The sequence below is a fragment of the Ornithinimicrobium carbonis genome (assembly GCF_977012275.1).
Genome location: NZ_OZ348993.1, coordinates 57814 through 77663 on the forward strand (window position 1 = coordinate 57814; position 19850 = coordinate 77663).

At 72.6% G+C, this 19850-nt stretch carries 14 protein-coding genes; 8 read left to right on the forward strand and 6 right to left on the reverse strand.

Translation table 11 applies throughout. The features are described 5' to 3' along the window. Nucleotides 1-10: 10 nt before the first annotated feature. The gene (hflX, locus tag ACWHYA_RS00225) at nucleotides 11-1579 is read right to left on the reverse strand and encodes a GTPase HflX (protein ID WP_425939963.1); all 1569 of its coding nucleotides are present in this window, start codon (nucleotides 1577-1579) and stop codon (nucleotides 11-13) included. 232 nt (nucleotides 1580-1811) lie between these two features. Here hflX and ACWHYA_RS00230 point away from each other — a divergent pair, with 232 nt between their 5' ends. Beyond that, entirely contained in the window at nucleotides 1812-2438 is a 627-nt protein-coding gene (locus ACWHYA_RS00230) for a class I SAM-dependent methyltransferase (RefSeq protein ID WP_425939961.1), read from the forward strand. A 74-nt stretch (nucleotides 2439-2512) separates the two neighbouring features. Here ACWHYA_RS00230 and miaA read toward each other — a convergent pair whose 3' ends face one another. Further along, complete coding sequence (gene miaA / locus ACWHYA_RS00235) at nucleotides 2513-3430, reverse strand: tRNA (adenosine(37)-N6)-dimethylallyltransferase MiaA (protein ID WP_425939960.1); 918 nt, start codon at nucleotides 3428-3430, stop codon at nucleotides 2513-2515. Nucleotides 3431-3490: 60 nt separating this feature from the next. On the opposite strand from miaA, the gene ACWHYA_RS00240 reads away from it, so the two are divergent. The 4 genes from ACWHYA_RS00240 (at nucleotide 3491) to ACWHYA_RS00255 (ending at nucleotide 8311) form a co-directional block, all read left to right on the forward strand. After that, nucleotides 3491-3796: a hypothetical protein gene (locus ACWHYA_RS00240; protein WP_425939958.1), complete on the forward strand. Its 306-nt coding sequence runs from the start codon at nucleotides 3491-3493 to the stop codon at nucleotides 3794-3796. A 122-nt stretch (nucleotides 3797-3918) separates the two neighbouring features. Continuing rightward, nucleotides 3919-4758, forward strand: a complete 840-nt coding sequence (locus ACWHYA_RS00245) for a pyruvate, water dikinase regulatory protein (protein ID WP_425939957.1) — start codon at nucleotides 3919-3921, stop codon at nucleotides 4756-4758. A gap of 77 nt (nucleotides 4759-4835) precedes the next feature. Next, entirely contained in the window at nucleotides 4836-7496 is a 2661-nt protein-coding gene (ppdK, locus tag ACWHYA_RS00250) for a pyruvate, phosphate dikinase (protein WP_425939955.1), read from the forward strand. Then, complete coding sequence (locus ACWHYA_RS00255; protein ID WP_425939953.1) at nucleotides 7493-8311, forward strand: (2Fe-2S)-binding protein; 819 nt, start codon at nucleotides 7493-7495, stop codon at nucleotides 8309-8311. The genes ppdK and ACWHYA_RS00255 overlap by 4 nt, the downstream gene beginning before the upstream one ends. 180 nt (nucleotides 8312-8491) lie before the next feature. Here the strand turns inward: ACWHYA_RS00255 and ACWHYA_RS00260 are convergent, their stop codons facing one another. After that, on the reverse strand, nucleotides 8492-9700 hold the full coding sequence (locus ACWHYA_RS00260) for an amidohydrolase (RefSeq protein ID WP_425939952.1): 1209 nt from the start codon (nucleotides 9698-9700) through the stop codon (nucleotides 8492-8494). Between the two features lie 308 nt (nucleotides 9701-10008). Between ACWHYA_RS00260 and ACWHYA_RS00265 the strand changes: the two genes are divergently transcribed. Then, nucleotides 10009-10257, forward strand: a complete 249-nt coding sequence (locus ACWHYA_RS00265) for a WhiB family transcriptional regulator (RefSeq protein ID WP_075958809.1) — start codon at nucleotides 10009-10011, stop codon at nucleotides 10255-10257. Nucleotides 10258-10435: 178 nt separating this feature from the next. On the opposite strand, the gene ACWHYA_RS00270 is transcribed toward ACWHYA_RS00265, so the two are convergent. Beyond that, nucleotides 10436-11968, reverse strand: coding sequence for a sensor histidine kinase (locus tag ACWHYA_RS00270; RefSeq protein ID WP_425939950.1), 1533 nt, complete (start codon nucleotides 11966-11968; stop codon nucleotides 10436-10438). 132 nt (nucleotides 11969-12100) lie between these two features. After that, nucleotides 12101-16891, reverse strand: coding sequence for an NAD-glutamate dehydrogenase (locus ACWHYA_RS00275; RefSeq protein ID WP_425939948.1), 4791 nt, complete (start codon nucleotides 16889-16891; stop codon nucleotides 12101-12103). 137 nt (nucleotides 16892-17028) lie between these two features. On the opposite strand from ACWHYA_RS00275, the gene ACWHYA_RS00280 reads away from it, so the two are divergent. Together ACWHYA_RS00280 and ACWHYA_RS00285 are read left to right on the forward strand one after the other, a co-directional pair. Continuing rightward, nucleotides 17029-17526, forward strand: a complete 498-nt coding sequence (locus ACWHYA_RS00280) for a hypothetical protein (RefSeq protein WP_425939946.1) — start codon at nucleotides 17029-17031, stop codon at nucleotides 17524-17526. A 5-nt stretch (nucleotides 17527-17531) separates the two neighbouring features. Beyond that, nucleotides 17532-18038, forward strand: coding sequence for a DUF2505 domain-containing protein (locus tag ACWHYA_RS00285; RefSeq protein ID WP_425939944.1), 507 nt, complete (start codon nucleotides 17532-17534; stop codon nucleotides 18036-18038). 132 nt (nucleotides 18039-18170) lie between these two features. Here ACWHYA_RS00285 and pruA read toward each other — a convergent pair whose 3' ends face one another. After that, a complete protein-coding gene (gene pruA, locus ACWHYA_RS00290) occupies nucleotides 18171-19799 on the reverse strand; it encodes an L-glutamate gamma-semialdehyde dehydrogenase (RefSeq protein WP_425939942.1) in 1629 nt (542 codons plus the stop codon). Nucleotides 19800-19850: the final 51 nt, after the last annotated feature.

The window sequence follows — 19850 nt, forward strand, 5'->3', positions numbered from 1 at the left end:
AGACTAGGCGTCAGACGGCGAACCCGGCGAGATGGCCGTGCAGGTTCTCGTCGACCTTGGCCTGCAGGCGGGTGCCCTCCCCGGTGTGCTCCTCGGAGAGCACCTCGCCCTCCTCGTGCAGCCGGGTGACCAGGTCGCCCCGCGAGTAGGGCAGGAGCACGTCGACGAGGATCTCCGGCCGCGGCAGGGTCTCCTCGAGCGCCGTCCGCAGCTCCTCCACGCCGCGTCCGGTGCGGGCCGACACGACGACCACCCGGGGGTGCATCCGGACGACGCGGTCGACCACCTCGGGGTCGGCCACGTCGGCCTTGTTGACCGCGACGATCTCGGGCAGCCGCAGCGCGGCCCCGTCGTCCACCTCGGCCAGCACCTCGTGGACCGCGGCGATCTGACCCTCGGGGTCGGGGTGGGAGCCGTCGACGACGTGCAGCAGCACGTCGGCCCCCGCCGCCTCCTCGAGCGTGGAGCGGAAGGCCTCGACGAGCTGGTGCGGCAGGTGCCGGACGAACCCGACAGTGTCGGACAGGGTGTAGGTGCGCCCGTCGGCCGTCTCGGCCCGCCGCACGGTGGGGTCCAGCGTGGCGAAGAGCTGGTCCTCCACGAGCACGCCCGCCCCGGTCAGGCGGTTGAGCAGGGAGGACTTGCCGGCGTTGGTGTAGCCCACGATGGCCACGCTGGGCACCTTGTGGGCACGGCGCGAGCTGCGCTTGGTGTCGCGGACCGTCTTCATCGCAGTGATGTCGCGGCGCAGCTTGGCGATCCGGGTGTTGATCCGCCGCCGGTCCAGCTCGATCTTGGTCTCACCGGGCCCGCGGGAGCCGATGCCCTCACCGCCGGCGACCCGTCCACCGGCCTGGCGGGACATCGAGTCGCCCCAGCCGCGCAGGCGTGGCAGCAGGTACTGCAGCTGCGCCAGCTCCACCTGCGCCCGTCCCTCGCGGCTCTTGGCGTGCTGGGCGAAGATGTCGAGGATGAGCGCAGTGCGGTCGATGACCTTCACCTTGACGACGTCCTCGAGGGCACGGCGCTGGGACGGGCCCAGCTCGCCGTCGCAGATGACGGTGTCGGCGCCGTGCTCGGCGACCAGGTCGCGCAGCTCCTTGGCCTTGCCCGACCCCAGGTAGGTGGCCGGATCCGGCTTGAGCCGGCGCTGGACCACGCCGTCGAGCACGGTCGAGCCGGCGGTCTCGGCCAGGGCGGCCAGCTCGCGCATGGAGTTCTCCGCGTCCTCGGCGGTGGTCCGGCCGTCGTCGGCCCAGACCCCGGCGAGGACGACGCGCTCCAGGCGCAGCTGGCGGTACTCGACCTCGGTGACGTCCTCGAGCTCGGTCGAGAGGCCGGCCACGCGCTGGAGCGCCGCTCGCTCCTCCCGGTCCAGCTGGTCACCGTCGGGGTGGTCCGCCCGGTAGCCGTGGCCGACGCGGTCGCCGTGGCCGGCCCGCTCGTCGTGGCCGGCCTGCTCGTCGTGGCCGTCGTGGTGCTCGGACGTCCCGTCGACGTCGACGGTGCCCTGTCCCCAGGCGTCCTCCTCGAACACGCTGCTGCGGGTGGGGGTGGGGTGGTCCTGCGGCTGCGCCATGGTCTCCTTCGGGTCAGGCACGGGGTATGCGGTGGAGCTGCTGCTGATCCCCACCTTCCCAGAGGACAACGTCGAGGACCACCGGATTTGTGCCCGGGGCCCGTCCCCGTCCGCACCGGAACCTCGCGCCCGTGCGCACCGCACCCGCGTCCCGCCCGCACCGGACCCCCCGCACCGGAGCCTGCGCCCGTCGCCCCGGCGTCCTGCCCGTCAACCCGTAGACTTCCCGGCCATGTCCCCGCCCCAGGACCACTACTTCACCGCCAGGCCGGCCTCCGACGGCGAGCTGCGCCGGGTGCCGGTCCGGCTGGCCGGCCGGGACGTGGAGGTGGTGACCGCGGGCGGGATCTTCTCCCCCGACGGCATCGACCGGGGCACCCGGGTGCTGCTGGCCGAGGTCCCTCCTCCTCCGCCGGAGGGGTCGTTCCTGGACCTCGGGTGCGGCTGGGGACCGCTGGCACTGACGATGGCCCTGGAGTCACCGGGGGCGCACGTGCTGGCGGTCGACGTGAACGAGCGGGCCCTGGACCTGGCCCGGCGCAACGCCGTGGCCCTCGACGTCGCCGACCGCGTCGAGGTCCTGACCCCCGAGGAGGTGCCGGCCGAGCGGCGCTTCGACCTGCTGTGGTCCAACCCGCCGATCAGGGTGGGCAAGGAGGTGCTCCACGGGATGCTCACCGCCTGGCTGCCCCGCCTGGCCCCGGAGGGCACGGCATACCTCGTGGTGCAGAAGAACCTCGGCGCCGACTCGCTGCAGACCTGGCTGCAGACCACGCTCCCCGATCGGATGGGGCCGGTCCGGGTGACGCGGGAGGCCAGCAGCAAGGGTTTCCGGGTGCTCTGCGTGCGCCGCGGCTGACGGCACACGGCACCTCGCCCCCGGCCCAGGTGCCGTGGCACCCCGGGACCCTCGCCCCCCAGCCCGAGGCCCGGTCAGCCCCGTCCGCGGACCACGGCCAGGGCCTGCTCCACCAGGTCGGGCGCGTCGTGCTCGAGCCAGTGGATGCGCGGGTCCGGCCCGAACCAGCGCTCCTGCCGACGGGCCAGCCTGCGGGTGGCCAGGACGGTCTCGGCCACCGCCTCCTCCCGGTCCAGCTCCCCGTCGAGCTCGCGCAGTGCCTGGGCGTAGCCGACGGCTCGCGAGGCCGTACGCCCCTCCCGCAACCCCTGCCCGACCAGGGCCCGCACCTCCTCCAGCAGGCCCGCGCGCCACATCCCCTCCGTCCGCCGGGCGATCCGGTCGTCCAGCACCCCGCGCGCGGCCCGCAGCCCCAGCACCACCGTGGGCTCCACGTGCTCGCGGGTGGGCATGGTGGCGCTGAAGGGCCGCCCGGTGAGGTCGACGACCTCCAGGGCGCGCACGATCCGGCGCCCGTTGCGCGGCTGGATCCCCCGCGCCGCGACGTCGTCGACCGCCGCGAGCCGGGCGTGCAGCGCCTCGGGCCCCACCCGTTCGAGCTCGGCCTCCCAGCGGGCCCGCACCCGCGGGTCGGTCGGGGGGATCTCGAGCCGGTCCAGCAGCGCCCGCACGTACAGCCCGGACCCCCCGACGACCACCGGGACGCGTCCGCGGGCGCGCACCGCCCGCAGGTCGGCCCGGGCAGCTGCCTGGTATGCCGCGACGCTCGCCTCCTCGCGGACGTCGAGCACGTCGAGCTGGTGGTGGGGCACGCCCCGGCGGTCCGCGGGGGTCAGCTTGGCGGTCCCCACGTCCATGCCCCGGTACAGCTGGGAGGCGTCGGCGTTGACCACCTCGCCCCCGAGCGCCAGGGCCAGGGCCACGCCGAGGTCGGACTTGCCGGTGGCGGTCGCCCCGACCACGGCCACGACCGGGGACGGGGTGGTGGACATGCTCGCCAGTCTGGCAGCCACCGGTTGCCGGGCCCCGGCCACCGGGGCAGGCTGGCCTCCATGGACGAGCAGACGAGCACCCCGGACCAGCCCTCCGACAACGCGTCCGAGGGCACCTTCGTCGGCGGCAGCTTCGGCGGCACCCAGGGGGACGAGGACCCGGGGACGACGACCGCCGAGCAGGTCGAGGCCGAGCACGACGGCCCCGTCCACCTCGCGGACGCCACGGTCCCCGCCGAGGTCCAGGAGCAGGCGACCCTGACCTCCGAGCCCGGCTCGATCCCCGACGAGGGCGACGCCTTCCCCGCCGACGTCGAGGGCACCAGCGGCGCCCCGTCCCCCGGCGAGCGGAACGACCCCGTCTGACCGCACCCCGGTCCGCGTGACGACCCCGTCCGACCGCACCCCGGTCGGCGTGACGCCCCTGTCCGACCGCACCCCGGTCCCGTGACGACCCCGACCGACCGCGGACCCCTACGATGTCGGCCATGCCGGACACCCCGATCGAGGTCCACATCATCGCCGACTCCACCGGCGACACCGCCGCGCGGGTGGCCCGGGCCGCTGCCGCGCAGTACGTGGGCTACGACGTGCGGATCATCCGTCACCCGCGGCAGTCCTCCGCCGAGGGCCTGCACGACGCGTTCGCCCGGATGCATCCGGACCGGGCCCGGACGGTCGTCTTCTCCACCGTCGTGGACGAGGGGCTGCGGCACCTCGTGACCCAGCTGTGCACCGAGCGCTCGCTGCCGCACGCCGACCTGCTGGAGCCGGCCGTGGGGGCGTTGCGCGAGGCCACCGGCCAGGATCCCGAGCGGGTCGTCCGTCCGGTCGGGGTCGGCGAGGACTACTTCAAGCGGGTGCAGGCGATGGAGTTCTCGATCGCCAACGACGACGGCAACCTGTCCAACCACCTGCGCGAGGCCGACATCGTGCTCGTAGGGGTGAGCCGCTCGGGCAAGACGCCGCTGTCGATGTACCTGGGCTACCTGGGCTACAAGACCGCCAACATCCCCCTGGTCCCCGGGATCCCGGCACCTACGCAGCTCTTCGACGTGCAGCGGTGGAAGGTGGTCGGTCTGACCATCGACCCCGAGCGGCTCGCCCAGATCCGCACCCGCCGGGTCCGGACGATGGGGAGCCGGGCGGTCCAGCGGGACGGTTACACCGAGCTGGCCCACATCTTCGACGAGCTGGACGAGGTGACCGCCATCCAGCGCAGCCTGGGCTGCCCGGTCATCGACACGACGAGCCTGGCCCTGGAGGAGGCGGCCGGACGGGTCATCGAGGTGGTCCAGAAGCGGCGGGAGGCGGCTGCCGGAGGCTGACCGGCCCACGCTAGGGTCGACGAGTGTAGACGGGGCGAGGACGCTCCGGAACCACGCACAGAGCGGAGCACGCCAGCATGAGCGATAACGACCAGGTCAAGTACCTCTACGACATGTCCGAGGGGAACGCGGGCATGAAGACCCTGCTCGGCGGCAAGGGGGCCAACCTGGCCGAGATGAAGCGCCTGGGCATCCCGGTTCCGGACGGTTTCACGGTCAGCACCGCCGCGTGCGTGGCCACCATGGAGAACTCCGGGGACTGGCCGGAGAGCCTGTGGGACGACACCCTGGCCGCCCTGGCCCGGCTGGAGGAGCGCACCGGCCGCACCCTGGGCAGCGCCGACAAGCCGCTGCTGCTCTCGGTCCGCTCCGGGGCCGTCTTCTCCATGCCCGGCATGATGGACACCATCCTCAACCTGGGCATCAGCGACGAGACCGTCGAGGCGCTGGGCGCCGAGGCCGACAACCCCCGCTTCGCCTGGGACTCCTACCGCCGCTTCCTCCAGATGTACGGCGAGGTCGTCGAGGGTGTGCCCCCGCACCTGTTCGAGGACGAGCTGACCTCGCTCAAGGCCCGTCGCGGCGTCGCGCAGGACACGGACCTGTCCACCGACGACCTCAAGGAGCTCGTCGCCACCTTCAAGGACGTCTCCCGCCGCGAGCTCGGCCGCGAGCTGCCCGCCGACCCGCGCGAACAGCTGCGGGGCGCCATCGACGCGGTCTTCAGCTCCTGGGACACCCCCCGCGCCCGGGTCTACCGCAAGGCCAACGCCATCCCGGACGACCTGGGCACGGCCGTCAACGTCATGCAGATGGTCTTCGGCAACCGCGGCGAGACCTCGGCGACCGGCGTCTGCTTCACCCGCAACCCCTCGACCGGCGGCAAGGAGCTCTACGGCGAGTTCCTCGTCAACGCCCAGGGCGAGGACGTGGTCTCCGGCATCCGGACCCCGCGCGAGCTCTCCGAGATGGAGCAGGTGCTCCCCGAGGCCTACGCCCAGCTCGTGCAGACGATGCACGACCTGGAGAGCCACTACAAGGACATGCAGGACATCGAGTTCACGGTTGAGGAGGGCACGCTCTACCTGCTCCAGACCCGCAACGGCAAGCGCACCGCCGCGGCCGCGCTGAAGGTGGCCCGCGACATGGTCGGGGAGGGTGTGCTCACCCGCGAGGAGGCGCTGCAGCGGATCGCACCCGAGCAGCTGGACCAGCTGCTCCACCCGGCGATCGACGCTGACCACGGCAAGAAGCCGGTGACCAAGGGACTGCCCGCCTCCCCCGGCGCGGCGGTCGGTGCGGTGGTCTTCGACGCCGACACCGCCGAGCAGCGTGGACGGGCCGGCGAGGCCGTCGTCCTGGTCCGCTACGAGACCACCCCCGACGACATCCACGGCGTGATCGTGGCCCAGGGCGTGCTCACCGCCCACGGAGGCATGACCTCCCACGCCGCCGTGGTCGCGCGTGGCATGGGCAAGCCCTGCGTGGCCGGCGCCCAGGGCATCCGCATCAACACGACCGAGAAGACCCTCTCGGTCGGGGACTCGGTCTTCGCCGAGGGCGACGTCATCACCCTCGACGGATCCACCGGTGAGGTCTACGGCGAGGCGCTCGAGCTGGTGCCGCCGCAGATCAACGAGGACTTCAGCGCGATCGTCGGCTGGGCCGACGAGATCCGCCGCCTGGGGGTGCGCGCCAACGCCGACACGGGCGAGGACGCGGCCAAGGCCCGCGAGCTCGGCGCCGAGGGCATCGGCCTGTGCCGCACCGAGCACATGTTCATGGCCGCCGACCGGCTCCCCGCCGTGCGGCGGATGATCCTGGCCGACGACGCCGAGGAGCGTGCCGAGGCCCTCGAGGCCATCCTGCCGATGCAGCAGGAGGACTTCGAGGCGATCTTCACGCAGATGAAGGGCCTGCCGGTGACCGTCCGGCTGCTCGACCCTCCGCTGCACGAGTTCCTCCCCGACCTGGTCGAGCAGTCCCTGCTGGTCCAGCGTCTGGAGCTCACCGACGGTGACAAGGACCAGCTCTCCGAGGCCCGGACCCTGCTGTCCCAGGTCAAGCGCCTGCACGAGCAGAACCCGATGCTGGGCACCCGCGGGTGCCGCCTGGCGATGCTCTACCCGGAGATCCCCGAGATGCAGACCCGGGCGATCGTCCGGGCCGCGCTGGCGGTCAAGGAGCGCGAGGGCGAGACGGCCACGGTCGAGATCATGATCCCCCTCGTCGCCTACGCCAAGGAGCTGCAGGTCCAGCGCGAGATCGTCGACCGCACGGTCGCCGACGAGCTCGAGGCTGCCGGCGAGCAGCTGGAGGTGCACGTGGGCACGATGATCGAGCTGCCGCGGGCGGCGATCGTGGCCGACCAGATCGCCGAGCACGCCGACTTCTTCTCCTTCGGCACCAACGACCTGACCCAGACCGGGATCGGCATCAGCCGGGACGACGCCGAGGGCGGGTTCCTGTCGGCCTACGTCTCCGACGAGGTCATCCCGTCCAACCCGTTCGAGTCGATCGACAAGGACGGAGTGGGCGGGCTGGTGCAGATCGGCGCCGAGCGCGGCCGTGCGACCAAGCCCGACCTCAAGCTCGGCGTCTGCGGTGAGCACGGTGGTGACCCCGCCTCGATCGACCTGTTCGAGGAGCTGAACCTCAACTACGTGTCCTGCTCGCCGTTCCGCGTCCCGATCGCCCGCTTCGCCGCCGCCCGGGCGGTGCTGGCCCGCAGGACGTGACCTCGACGCCACCGGCGCCGCAGGCCGCCGGGCTCGTCCGGACGCTGGACGGGCTCGGCGGCTTCTTCGCCCTCGCGGCCCCGCCCCCGCAGGGGAGCGACGCCGTCCCGTGGGCACAGGTGCTGTCGGGCCCGGCGCTGGAGCCCCGCTTCGACGCGGTGCGCACCCTCCTCGCCGACGGCGCCGGCATCCCGGTGGGCGAGCTCGACCCCAAGGTGGCGGTCTCCGCCGTCCAGGTCGGACTGGCCTCCAGGCTGTGGTCGGTCGTCCTCGCCTCGGCGGTCCTGCACTCCTGGGTGCCCGACCTGTCCTCCGCCTCCCTGCTGGCCAGCCCCGTGCACCGCGGCTCTGTCCCCCTCGGGGTCCGGGACGCGGACCACGGGTATGCCGTGACCTCTCCCGAGGAGGCGGCGCGGCGGATCGGTAAGACGGTCGTGGCCTCCTCCCTGCACGATCTGCACGAGGCGTGCGCCAAGACCGGCCGGACGCCCGAGCGGGTGCTCGTCAGCAACAGCACGTCGAGCCTCGTCGGGGCCCTGCGGGTGCTCGGTGGCCGCCGTCCGGAGGTCGCCGGACGGGTCGCCGAGCTGGGCCGGCTGCTGCTGGCCGACCCCGCCGTCCGGGCCGGCGGCGCCCTGGTGCCGGCGTCAGACCTGCCGGCCGGGGTCGGCACGGAGGTCCCGGGGCACGACCCCGCCGAGGCGGCCTTCCTGCGCACCGGGTGCTGCGTCTTCTACCACCTGCCGGAGCACGGCCTGTGCCCCGACTGCGTCCTGGCCCCCACCCACCCGGGGCGGGTCACCGAGGCCCACTGACGGGCAGGACGCTCAGCACGACGCCCCGGCATGACGGCTCGTCCGTCCCGGCGTGTCGCGCACCGTGCCGTGTCCGCTGCGGCGAGTCGCGTGCCAGGACGCGGATGGTGCACAGCGCGGTCCCCCCGGTGGCGGCCCAGCACAGCCACCGGGGGTGCCCACGGCGCCAGGTGACGGCCGTCAGCCGCGCGGACGCACCGTCCCTGCGCCCGATTCGGCGTCCCAGGAGTAGACCTCGGTCCCGTCGACCCAGGTGCGCAACACCCGTGACTGAAGGTCGAGCGGATCCCCGGACCACAGCACGACGTCGCCGTCCTTGCCCACGTCGAGGGAGCCGACCCGGTCGTCGACGCCCAGCACCCTCGCCGGGTTGAGCGTCACCGCGCGCAGCGCCGCGTGGCGGCCCATCCCCTCACGCACGGCGAGCGCGACCTGGGTGATGAGGTACTCGATCGGCACGACCGGGTGGTCGGTGATGATCGACACCGGCACCCCCGCACGGTCCAGGATCCCCGGTGCGGCCAAGGAGCGCTCACGCACCTCGACCTTGGACCGGCTGACGATGAGCGGGCCGTAGAGCACCGGCACCTGCCGCTCGGCGAGCACGTCGGCGAGCAGGTAGGACTCGGTGCCGTGGTCCAGCACGAGCTCGTAGCCGAACTCGTCGGCCAGGCGCAGCGCGGTCGCGATGTCGTCGGCGCGGTGGCAGTGCTGGCGCCACGGGATCTCGCGGTCGAGCACCGCCACGAGGATCTCGCTCACCAGGTCGGTGTCGACCGGCTTGCCGTCCGCGGCGTCCCTGCGGGCCCGGTAGGAACGGGCCGCCTCGAAGGCCGTCCGCAGCACCAGCGCGACGCCCAGCCGCGTCGAAGGCGTCTTCTTCTGCTCGCCGTAGACCCGCTTGGGGTTCTCCCCCAGGGCCGACTTCACCCCGGCGGGGTTGCGCAGCACCATCTCGTCGACGTAGCGCCCGTAGGTCTTCAGCGCCACCGCCTGGCCGCCGATCGGATTGCCCGAACCGGGGTTGACGTTGACGGTCGTCACCCCGCCCATGAGCGCGTCGTCGAAGCCCTGCTCGCGGGGGTTGATCGCGTCGATGGCCCGCGCTGCGGCCATGACCGGGTCGGTCATCTCGTTGGTGTCCTGCCCGGCCCAGCCCTCGCCCTCCTCCCACACGCCGAGGTGGACGTGGGCGTCGACGAGCCCCGGCAGAAGCCAGCCGCCGGCCGCGTCGACGACCTCGGCGTCCCCGGGGACGGGCACCTGCTCCCGGGTGCCGACCGCCTCGATGCGGCCCTCGCGCAGCAGCACGACGCCGTCCTCCACGGGGTCGGCGGAGACGGGGACGACACGGGCCCCCACGATGGCGAGCGGGTGGTCCTGGGGCATGTGCACGACTCCTGATCATGGTCGGGACGGGGCCTGCCCAGCCTACGCAGCGGGCTCCTGGGTGTGAGGGACGCCTCACCCCTGCAGGGGAACGAACCTGGACCAGACCCTTGTGCGGGCGCTGATACCTCTGGGAGTATGGGAACACTGTGCTCGACCACGGCGTTGGCACGGTCAGACGCGACGTGGGCCCTCCCGGGTGCGCTCGCAGGCAAGAGATACGCAGCAGTATCGTCCCTTGACCGGCGAGGCCCGAGCCGGTCCGGGGCGAGACCTTTGCACCGACGGCGACCCAAGGAGCACGACTGATGGACTGGCGCGATCGCGCAGCCTGCCTGGACGAAGACCCGGAGCTGTTCTTCCCGATCGGCAACACCGGTCCTGCGCTGCAGCAGATCGAGGAGGCCAAGGCCGTGTGCCGGACCTGCCCGGTCATCGACACCTGCCTGAAGTGGGCCCTGGAGACCGGCCAGGACGCCGGCGTGTGGGGCGGCCTCTCCGAGGACGAGCGCCGCGCACTCAAGCGGCGCAAGGCCCGCGCCCGCCGCGCCGGCTGAGCCGGCCCCTCCGGCGTAGCCGACCCCTGCGGGTCGAACCCCCGGACCTAGCACTCCCAGGCCGCGGGCACCGGCCACTCAGGCCGCGACACCTCAAGCACCGGCCACTCAGGCCGCGACCCTTCAAGGCCCTTCAAGCACCGACCACTCAAACCGCGACCCTTCAAGCGCCGACCCCTCAGGCCGCGGGAGCACTCCTCAGCCGCACAGTGAACCGGACGACGGTCCCGTGCGGCTCCGCGCTCTCCCAGGCGATCGTGCCGCGCAGGTCCGTGATGAGGGCCTGGACGATCTGCATCCCGAGCCCCGGGCCGCCGGGCCCGACCTCATCGGGTGTCAGGCCCGCCCCGTTGTCCGAGACGGTGACCTCGACGATCTCCCCCGGTCCCGTCACCTGGGCCCGTCGCCGGGCCTCGACCACGACCCGGGGGCGGGCGACCTCGGCCGGGGCCTGCTCCGCCGGGGCGTCGCGGTGCTCCTCGAAGCCGTGCTCGACCGCGTTGTGCACCAGCTCGGCCAGCACCATCGCCAGGTGGGTCGCGTCTTCGGCGAGCAGCGATCCGAAGGTGCCCCTCAGCTCGGTGGCCACGACCGTGCGGGTCGCGGCGACCTCCACGGTGGCCCGCAGGATGCGGGTGGCGACCTCGTCGAAGTCCACCTGTTCGGAGAACCCCTGGCTCAGCGTGTCGTGCACGAGGGCCACGGTGGACAACCGACGGCCGGCCTCCGCGAGCGCCTCCCGGGCGGCGGGGTCGTCCAGCCTGCGGGACTGGATGCGCAGGAGCGCGGCGACCGTCTGGAGGTTGTTCTTCACCCGGTGGTGGATCTCGCGGATGGTGGCGTCCTTGCTGATCAGCTCGCGCTCCCGCCGGCGCAGCTCGGAGACGTCGCGCAGCAGCAGCAGCGCGCCCAGCCGGGTGCCGCCCCGGGTGAGCGGCACCGCCCGCAGGGTCAGGTTGATCCCCGAGGTCTCGATCTCGGTCCCCCACGGTGCCCGGCCCGTCAGGACCAGCGGCACCGTCTCGTCCATGTGCGTGCCCTCGACCAGCCGGTCGGTGACGATCCGGGACAGGTCGGCGCCGTTCACCTGGTCGGTGTGCCCCAGCCGGCGCAGCGCCGAGACCGCGTTGGGGCTGGCGTAGTCGATGAGACCGTCGGCAGTGAGCCGGACCACCCCGTCCCCCACCCGGGGCGTGCCCCGACCCACGCCCGTGGCGCCACCCTCCACCGGGAAGGCACCCTCGGCGATCATGCTGAACAGCTGCTGGCTGATCTGCAGGTAGTTGACCTCCAGACCACCCTGCTGGCGCATGTTCTGCAGGTCGGTATGCCGCACGAGCACGGCGATGGTGCGCCCCCGGCGCACGACCGGGACATACTGCTCCCGCACGTAGCCCATCTCGTCGGGCGTCACCGCCCGGCCGGAGGTCAGCACCTGGGTGAGCCAGCGCTGCCGCTCGGCCGTCGGGGGCTGTCCGATCACGTCGTCGTGGTAGAAGTTCGGCCCGGTGGTCGGGCGCGCGTGCGCCGCGAGGAACCACGGGGACAGGTAGGGGTCGTCGTGGTCGTCCAGCTCGACCGGGATCCACAGCGTGAGGTCCGCGAACGACAGGTCGGCCACCATCTGCCAGTCTCCGACCAGCCGGTGCAGCCAGTCGACGTCGGCGTCGGACATCGAGGCGCGGGAGAGCGTGTCGCGCAGCGTGGGCACGTGCGCACCCTACCGCCGCGCAGACCCCGGCCAGCGCCGGACCCCGGCCGGCCCGGGCGCCCCGACCCGGCACCGGGCACCCCCGGCTCCGCCCGTGGGCCGGAGCCGCGGGCGCCCGTCGGGCGTCCCTCGTCAGTCGGTCGCCGACCCCTGCCGGACCAGGCCGCGCAGCGTGCGCAGCGCGACGGACAGGGGCGCCAGGTCGGGCTGGTCCATCTCCCCGACGGTCCGCAGCACCTGGCTGGTGCGCACGAGGGCGTCGCGGTGCTCGGCCATCCACTCCTCGACCCGCTCGACGGAGTCCGACCCGGGGGTCGTCCGTTCCGCCACCGTGCGCGACAGCCCGCGCATGACTCCGTAGATGTCGTCGCGCATGGCCCCGCGGGCCAGCGAGGACCAGCGGTCGATCCGGGGCAGGTTGGAGACGTGGGTGAGCAGGTCGTCGAGGCGGAAGGCCTCGGAGACCCCGAAGTAGATCTCGGCGATCTCCCGCACGTCCCTGTCCATGTCCATCGCCAGCTCGGTGACGTCCAGCAGCGAGTAGCTGTCCAGCAACGAGGCGTAGGCGTGGGCGAGCTCCTGCGGGACTCCGCGCTTGGTGGCCCAGTCCACCCGCTCCTGCCACCGGTCGCGCTCGGTGCCCTGCAGCAGCTCGTCCATCACCGGCACGAGCGACTGGACCGGGCCGGCGAAGTGCTCGATCTCCTGCTCCATCCGGCTGCTCAGCGACCGGTTGTTGAGGAACCAGCGCACGCCACGGTCGATGAGGCGCCGGAACTCCAGGTAGAGCTCGGTCTGGGTGTCGGTGTCGACCTGGTTGTCCATCTCCTCGACCTGGGCCATGAAGGCGTTCATGTCGAAGACGGCGCGGACGACGTGGAAGGCGCGGGCGATCTGGGTCAGGGTGGCCCCGGTCTCGTCGGCGGCGCGGTAGGCGAAGCTGACCCCTCCCCGGTTGACCATCGCGTTGGCGATCTCGTTGACGACGATCTGGCGGCGCAGCGGGTGGGCCTGCAGCCGGTCCCCGGCCACCTCCTGAAGCGGGCCGGGGAAGTAACCCAGCAGGGTCCCGGTCAGCGCCGGGTCGTCGGGCAGCTCGCTGTCGTTGAGGGCGTCCTTCAGGCCCAGCTTGGCGTAGGCCACGAGCACCGAGAACTCGGGACTGGTCAGGCCCAGTCCCTCCCGCTCCCGGCGGGACCACTCCTTGCGCCCGGGCAGAAACTCCAGGGCAGGGTCCAGACCGGCGGTCTCCTGCAGGTAGCCGATCAGCCGCTGGTGGACCGGAGCCATCACCTCACGCTGGCTGCGGCCGTTGCCGATGAGCACGTTCTGCTCGTAGTTGTGCCGCAGCACCTTGGCCGCGACCTCCTCGGTCATCGACTCCAGCAGCGTGTTGCGCTCCTCCAGCGTCATCGACCCGTCGGCGACCATGGGGGTCAGCGCGATCTTGATGTTGACCTCGTGGTCGGAGCTGTCGACACCGGCGGAGTTGTCGATGGCGTCGGTGTTGATGTGCACGCCGTGCAGCGCGGCCTCGATCCGGCCCAGCTGGCTCATCCCGAGGTTGCCGCCCTCACCGACGACCCGCACCCGAAGGTCCTGGCCGTCGACCCGGATGGCGTCGTTGGCCCGGTCGCCGATGTCGGCATGGCTCTCGGTCGAGGCCTTGACGTAGGTGCCGATGCCCCCGTTCCAGAGCAGGTCGGCCGGGGCCGCGAGGATGGCACGGAGCAGCTCGTGCGGAGTCAGGCTGGACGTCCCCTCGGGCAGCCCGAGGCGCTCGCGCACCTGCTCGCTGACCGGGACCGACTTGGCCGTCCGGGGGTAGATCCCGCCACCCTCGCTCAGCAGGCTGGTGTCGTAGTCCTCCCAGCTCGACCGCGGCAGCTCGAAGAGCCGGCGGCGCTCGGCGAAGGAGCTCGCCGCGTCGGGGTCGGGGTCCAGGAAGATGTGCCGGTGGTCGAAGGCGGCGACCAGCCGGATGTGCTCGGAGAGCAGCATCCCGTTGCCGAACACGTCGCCGCCCATGTCGCCGATCCCGACGGCGGTGAAGTCCTCGGTCTGGGTGTCCAGGCCCAGCTCGCGGAAGTGCCGCTTGACCGACTCCCAGGCGCCGCGGGCGGTGATGCCCATCTCCTTGTGGTCGTACCCGGCCGAGCCGCCCGAGGCGAAGGCGTCGTCCAGCCAGAAGCCGTACTCGCGGGCGACGGAGTTGGCCAGGTCCGAGAACGTCGCGGTCCCCTTGTCCGCGGCCACGACGAGGTAGGGGTCGTCCTGGTCGTAGCGCAGCACCCGGTCGGGTGCCACGACCTCATCCCCCTCGCGGTTGTCGGTGATGTCCAGCAGGCCCGAGATGAACGTGGTGTAGGCGGCCTTGCCCTCGGCCAGCCAGGCCTCGCGGTCCGCTGAGGGGTCCGGCAGCTGCTTGGCGAAGAACGCCCCCTTGGACCCGGTCGGCACGATGACGGCGTTCTTGACCATCTGCGCCTTCACCAGCCCCAGCACCTCGGTGCGGAAGTCCTCGCGACGGTCCGACCAGCGCAGACCGCCGCGCGCGACGGCCCCGAAGCGCAGGTGGGCACCCTCCACGCGGGGGGCGTAGACCCAGATCTCGAACGCCGGCCGGGGCTCGGGAAGCAGGGGCAGCTCACGGGGCAGCAGCTTGACCGAGACGCGTGCCTTGGGCTGGCCGTCCTCGTCCCGCTGGTAGAAGTTGGTGCGGACCGCGGCCCCGACGACGGCGACGAGGGCGCGCAGGATGCGGTCCTGGTCCAGGCTGGAGACGTCGTCCAGCTCCTCCACGATCCGGGTCTGCAGCTCCTCGACCCTGGACGCCCGCTCCTCCTCCCCGAGGTCGGCGTCGGGGTCGAACCGGGCGGCGAAGAGGTCGATGAGCAGCCCGGCGACCACCGGGTTCGCCACGAGGGCCTCCTCGATGTAGTCCAGGCTGAACGCACCGACCTGGCGCAGGTAGCGCACCAGCGTGCGCAGGATCACCACCTGGCGCCAGTCGAGACCGGCGGTCAGCACGAGGGAGTTGAGCTGGTCGGACTCGGCCGCCCCGCTCCATACCGCGGTGAACGCGTCCTCGAACGCGGCGGCGACCTCGTCCTCCGACCGTCCTCCGCGCCCGGTCCACACCTCCTCCGAGGGTGCGCGCAGACCGAAGTCGTAGACGTAGCTCGTCGTGATCTTGGGTCCGTCGAGGACGTAGGGCCGCTGGATGGTGACCTCCAGCCCGAGGTCGGCAAACACCGGCAGCACGTCGGTCAGCGACATCTCCTCGGTGCGGTAGACCTTCATCCGCCGCTCCTGGGCGTCGTCCTCGCTCTCGCGGTACAGGTGCGGACGGACCGAGACCGAGGAGTCCGCCAGCTCCGCGAGCCGCGCGATGTCGAAGTAGGCGGCCCGCCCGTCGAAGTCCTCCTTGTAGGCCTCGGGAAAGGCGCCGGCGAAGTGGGCGACCAGGTCGCCGACGGTGCTCTCGTCGTCGACGTTCTCGGTGACCGCGTCGGTGAGGCTCTCGGTCCAGGTCCGGGTCGCCGCCACGAGCTGACGCTGCAGCTCCTCGGGCGCGACCTCGGGGGCCGGACGGTCCTTGGGCAGCCGGATCATGAAGTGCAGCTGGGCCAGCGGCCCGTCGCCGACACGGGTGGCGTAGTCGGACATCTCCCCGCCGTAGGTCTTCTCCAGCAGTCGCTGCACCTTGAGCCGGTTGGCCGTGTTGTAGCGGTCGCGCGGCAGGTAGACGAGCGCGCTGACGAAGCGTCCGAACTCGTCGCGGCGGACGTAGGCCTTGGCCTCGGGACGCTCCAGCAGCCGCAGCACGTCCTCGGAGGTCTCCCGCAGGTAGTCCTCGGGAGCCTGGAAGAGCTCGTCGCGCGGGTAGCCCTCGAGCACCCCGAGCAGGTCCTTGCCGGAGTGGCTGTCGGGCGCGTAGCCGCTGGCCTCCAGGATCCGCTTGACCTTGGGGGCGGCGATCGGCAGGCGGGTGGTCGACTCGGCGTAGGCGCTCTGGGTGAACAGCCCCAGGAAGCGCTGCTCACCGACGACGCGCCCCTGGTCGTCGAACCGCCGGATGCCGATGTAGTCCAGGGGCACCGACCGGTGCACGGTGGCGCGGGTGTTGGCCTTGGTGATCGTCAGCAGCCGCGGCTCACGGGCGGTCGCGGCGGCCTCCGGCCGCAGCTGGCTCATCGTCGCCTCGGCCCCTGGGCGGTCCCGCAGGATCCCCAGTCCGCTGCCCGGCACGGACCGCAGGTATGCCGCGTCCTCCTCCTCGACGAGGTCGTAGGCGCGGTAGCCCAAGTAGGTGAAGTGGTGGTCGTCGAGCCAGCTGAGGAAGTCCACGGTCGGTCGCACGGTGTCCTGGTCGACCGTGCGGGGCGGGGAGATCTCCAGCTCGGCGATGATCGCCCGGGCGCGCTGGCGCATGTGGCCCCAGTCCTCGTAGGCCTTGCGCACGTCCACCAGGACGCTGCGCAGATCTTCCTGGAGCGCTCTGCGCTCCTCCTCCTCCGGCACCCGGTCGACCTCGACGAGGATCCAGGACTCGGCCCGCTGCCCCGGCCCGGCGTCCCGCAGGTCGAGGTCCAGGACCGAGGCGTCCTCCTCCGAGACCACCATCTGGGGGTGGAAGAGCTGGTGGACCCCGAGCCCGTGACGACTGATCTCCCCCAGGACGGAGTCGACGAGGAAGGGCATGTCGTCGTTGACGACCTCGACGAAGGTGTGCCGGCTGCTCCACCCGTCGGTCTCCGGAGAGGGGTTGAACACGCGCACGGCCGCCTCTCCGTCCGGGCGTCCCGCGCTCAGTGCGGCGACCGACCGGGCCGCGGCGGCCAGCTGGTCGGGGGACCGCGTCGCGGTCGCGTCGGGGGCGTGGTGGTAGAACCGGTCGGTCAGCGTGTCCGAGGACGACATCTGCTCAAGCACTCCTTGGTCGCTCAGCCTTCGCGCACGGCGGTGTGCGCCCACGGCCACCCTACCCCCGGCAGCGAGGGCGGCTCCCTGGGGACGACGCGCCCGCGGGAGGGCACCCGGCCCCTACAGTGGCCCCCATGCCCCGTCGGACCACCGGACGGTCGCCGCAGCCCGCCGACCCCGACCTTCTTCCCGTGGACGAGGGCCGGAGCGAGGCGGTGCTGCTCGCCGTGGACGACCTGCAGACCGCCACCGCCGACCTGGGCTGGCCGGAGGCCACCGGTCTGTGCGACGGGCTGGTGGACGCGCTGGCCCACCTGCTCGTCGACCTGGCCGACGGCGCCGCGCACCCCTCTCCCCGACCGACGGTCGTGGGGGCGATCGGAGGGTCGCCCCGCCCGGTCGACCACGCCGCCTGCCGGGCCGCGGCCGCCTCGCTCCGCCGGGTGGCTCCCACCTTCGAGGGGTCGCCGGCTCCCTGGGCCGGCGGGGCGGGCTCGGTGTGCACCGAGCTCGCCGAACTGGTGGACCAGGTCGCCGACCTGGACCGCACCGGTCGGCTCACGCTCGCCCACAAGGGCGTGGTGCTGCGCCGGCTGCACGCGCTGCAGCGTCGGTTGCAGGGTCTAGGTTGAGCGGTATGAGGATCACCGAGACCGTCGTGCACCCCGCCGATCCCCGTCGCACCTTCGAGATGCTGTGCGACCGCGGCTACCAGGACCTGCGGGCCGAGCGCTCAGGAGCCCTGGACCAGACCGTCACGGTGGAGCAGGACGGGGAGGCGACCGTGGTCACCACCCGTCGCCACCTGCCCACCGGTGACCTGCCCGACATGGTCCGCCCCTTCGTCGGGCCACAGCTGCTCGTCGTGGAGACCGTGCGCTGGGGCGCCGCCGACGCGGACGGGGAGCGGGAGGGGGCGATGTCCTTGGAGATGCCCGGCCTGCCGGTCCACTTCATCGGCGGCGTGCACCTGCGCCGTGGCGAGGCCGAGGGGACGACCGACCACGTCGTCGACGGCGACCTGGAGGCCAACGTGCCCTTCCTCGGCCGCAGGATCGAGGCCGCGGTGGCCCCCCAGATCAGCGACGTGGTGCGCCTGGAGGAGCAGGTCGCCCGGGAGTGGCTGGCGGCCGACGCGGGGTGAGGGCTCAGCCCCTGTGCGGGTAGCGGTGGCGACGCGGGGTGAGGGCTCAGCCCCTGTGCGGGCAGCGGTGGCCGACGCGGGGTGAGGGCTCAGCCCCTGTGCGGGTAGCGGTGGCCGACGCGGGGTGAGGGCTCAGCCCATGTGCGGGTAGCGGTGGTCGCTGGGCGGCGCGAACGTCTCCTTGATCACGCGGGTGCTGATCCAGCGCTGCAGGTTGGCGGCCGAGCCGGCCTTGTCGTTGGTGCCCGACCCGCGCGCCCCGCCGAAGGGCTGCTGGCCGACCACGGCGCCGGTGGGCTTGTCGTTGATGTAGAAGTTGCCCGCCGCGAAGCGCAGCCGGCGGGTCACCTCCGCGACGGCGGCCCGGTCCTGGGAGATCACTCCGCCGGTGAGGGCGTACTCGGCCACCGACTCCATCTGGGTCAGCATGCTGTCCCAGTCCTCGTCGCGGTAGACGTGTACGGACAGGATGGGTCCGAAGTACTCGGTGGTGAGCATCTCGTGCTCCGGGTCGTCCACGACGACGATGGTGGGCCGGACGAAGTACCCCACCTCGTCGTCGCACGTGCCGCCGGCGACGACCTCGACACGGTCGTCGGCGTGCGCCGCCTCGAGCACCTTGCGGTGCTTGGCGAAGGCACGGTCGTCGATGACGGCGCCCATGAAGTTGGACAGGTCGCGCACGTCGCCGACGGGCAGGGACTCGGTGGTCTGCACCAGGTCGTCCCGCAGCCGCTCCCACACCGAGGCGGGGATGTAGGCGCGGGAGGCGGCCGAGCACTTCTGCCCCTGGTACTCGAACGCGCCGCGCACGAGGGCGGTCCGCAGGACCTCGACGTCGGCGCTGGGGTGGGCCACGACGAAGTCCTTGCCCCCGGTCTCCCCCACGACGCGCGGGTAGGAGCGGTAGGTGGACAGGTTGTCGCCCACCTGCTTCCAGAGGCTGTTGAACACCGCCGTCGAACCGGTGAAGTGGATCCCGGCGAGGTCGCGGTGGTTCAGCACGACGTCCGAGACCGCCGGGCCGTGACCGGTCACCATGTTGAGCACCCCGTCGGGCATCCCGGCGGCGGCGAACAGGCCCATGAGCTCGTGGGCGGCGCGCGTCTGCGTGGTCGCCGGCTTCCAGACCACGGTGTTGCCCATGAGGGCCGGCGCGGTCGGCAGGTTGCCCGCGATCGCCGTGAAGTTGAACGGGGTCACCGCGTAGACGAACCCCTCGAGCGGACGCTGGTCGATCCTGTTCCAGGTGCCGCGCGAGCTCGTGACCGGCTGCTCGGCCAGCAGCTGACGGGCAAAGTGCACGTTGAAGCGCAGGAAGTCGGCCAGCTCGCAGGCAGAGTCGATCTCGGCCTGGTGGGCGGTCTTGCTCTGCCCCAGCATGGTGGCCGCGTTGACGCGGGCCCGCCAGGGTCCGGCGAGCAGGTCGGCGGCCTTGAGCATCACCGAGGCGCGGTCGGTGAAGTCCAGCTCCCGCCACGGGGCGGCCGCGGCCAGGGCGGCGTCGACCGCGGCGGCCGCGTCCTTCTCGGTGGCGTCGTGCAGGGTCCCCAGCACCTCACCGTGGGCGTGCGGCTGCACCACGTCGATCGCCTGGCCCTCGCCGGTGACGGCCCGGCCGCCGATGACGTGCGGCAGGTCCACGGGGGTGGAGGCCATCCTGGCCAGCTCCACCTCCAGCTCGGCGCGCTCCGGGCTTCCGGGCGCGTAGGTCAGGACGGGCTCGTTGACCGGGTCGGGCACGTTGATGATGGCATCCATGGTGGGTGTCCTCGCTCTCGTCGGCGGGCGGTCGGGCGTCGTCGGCGACGC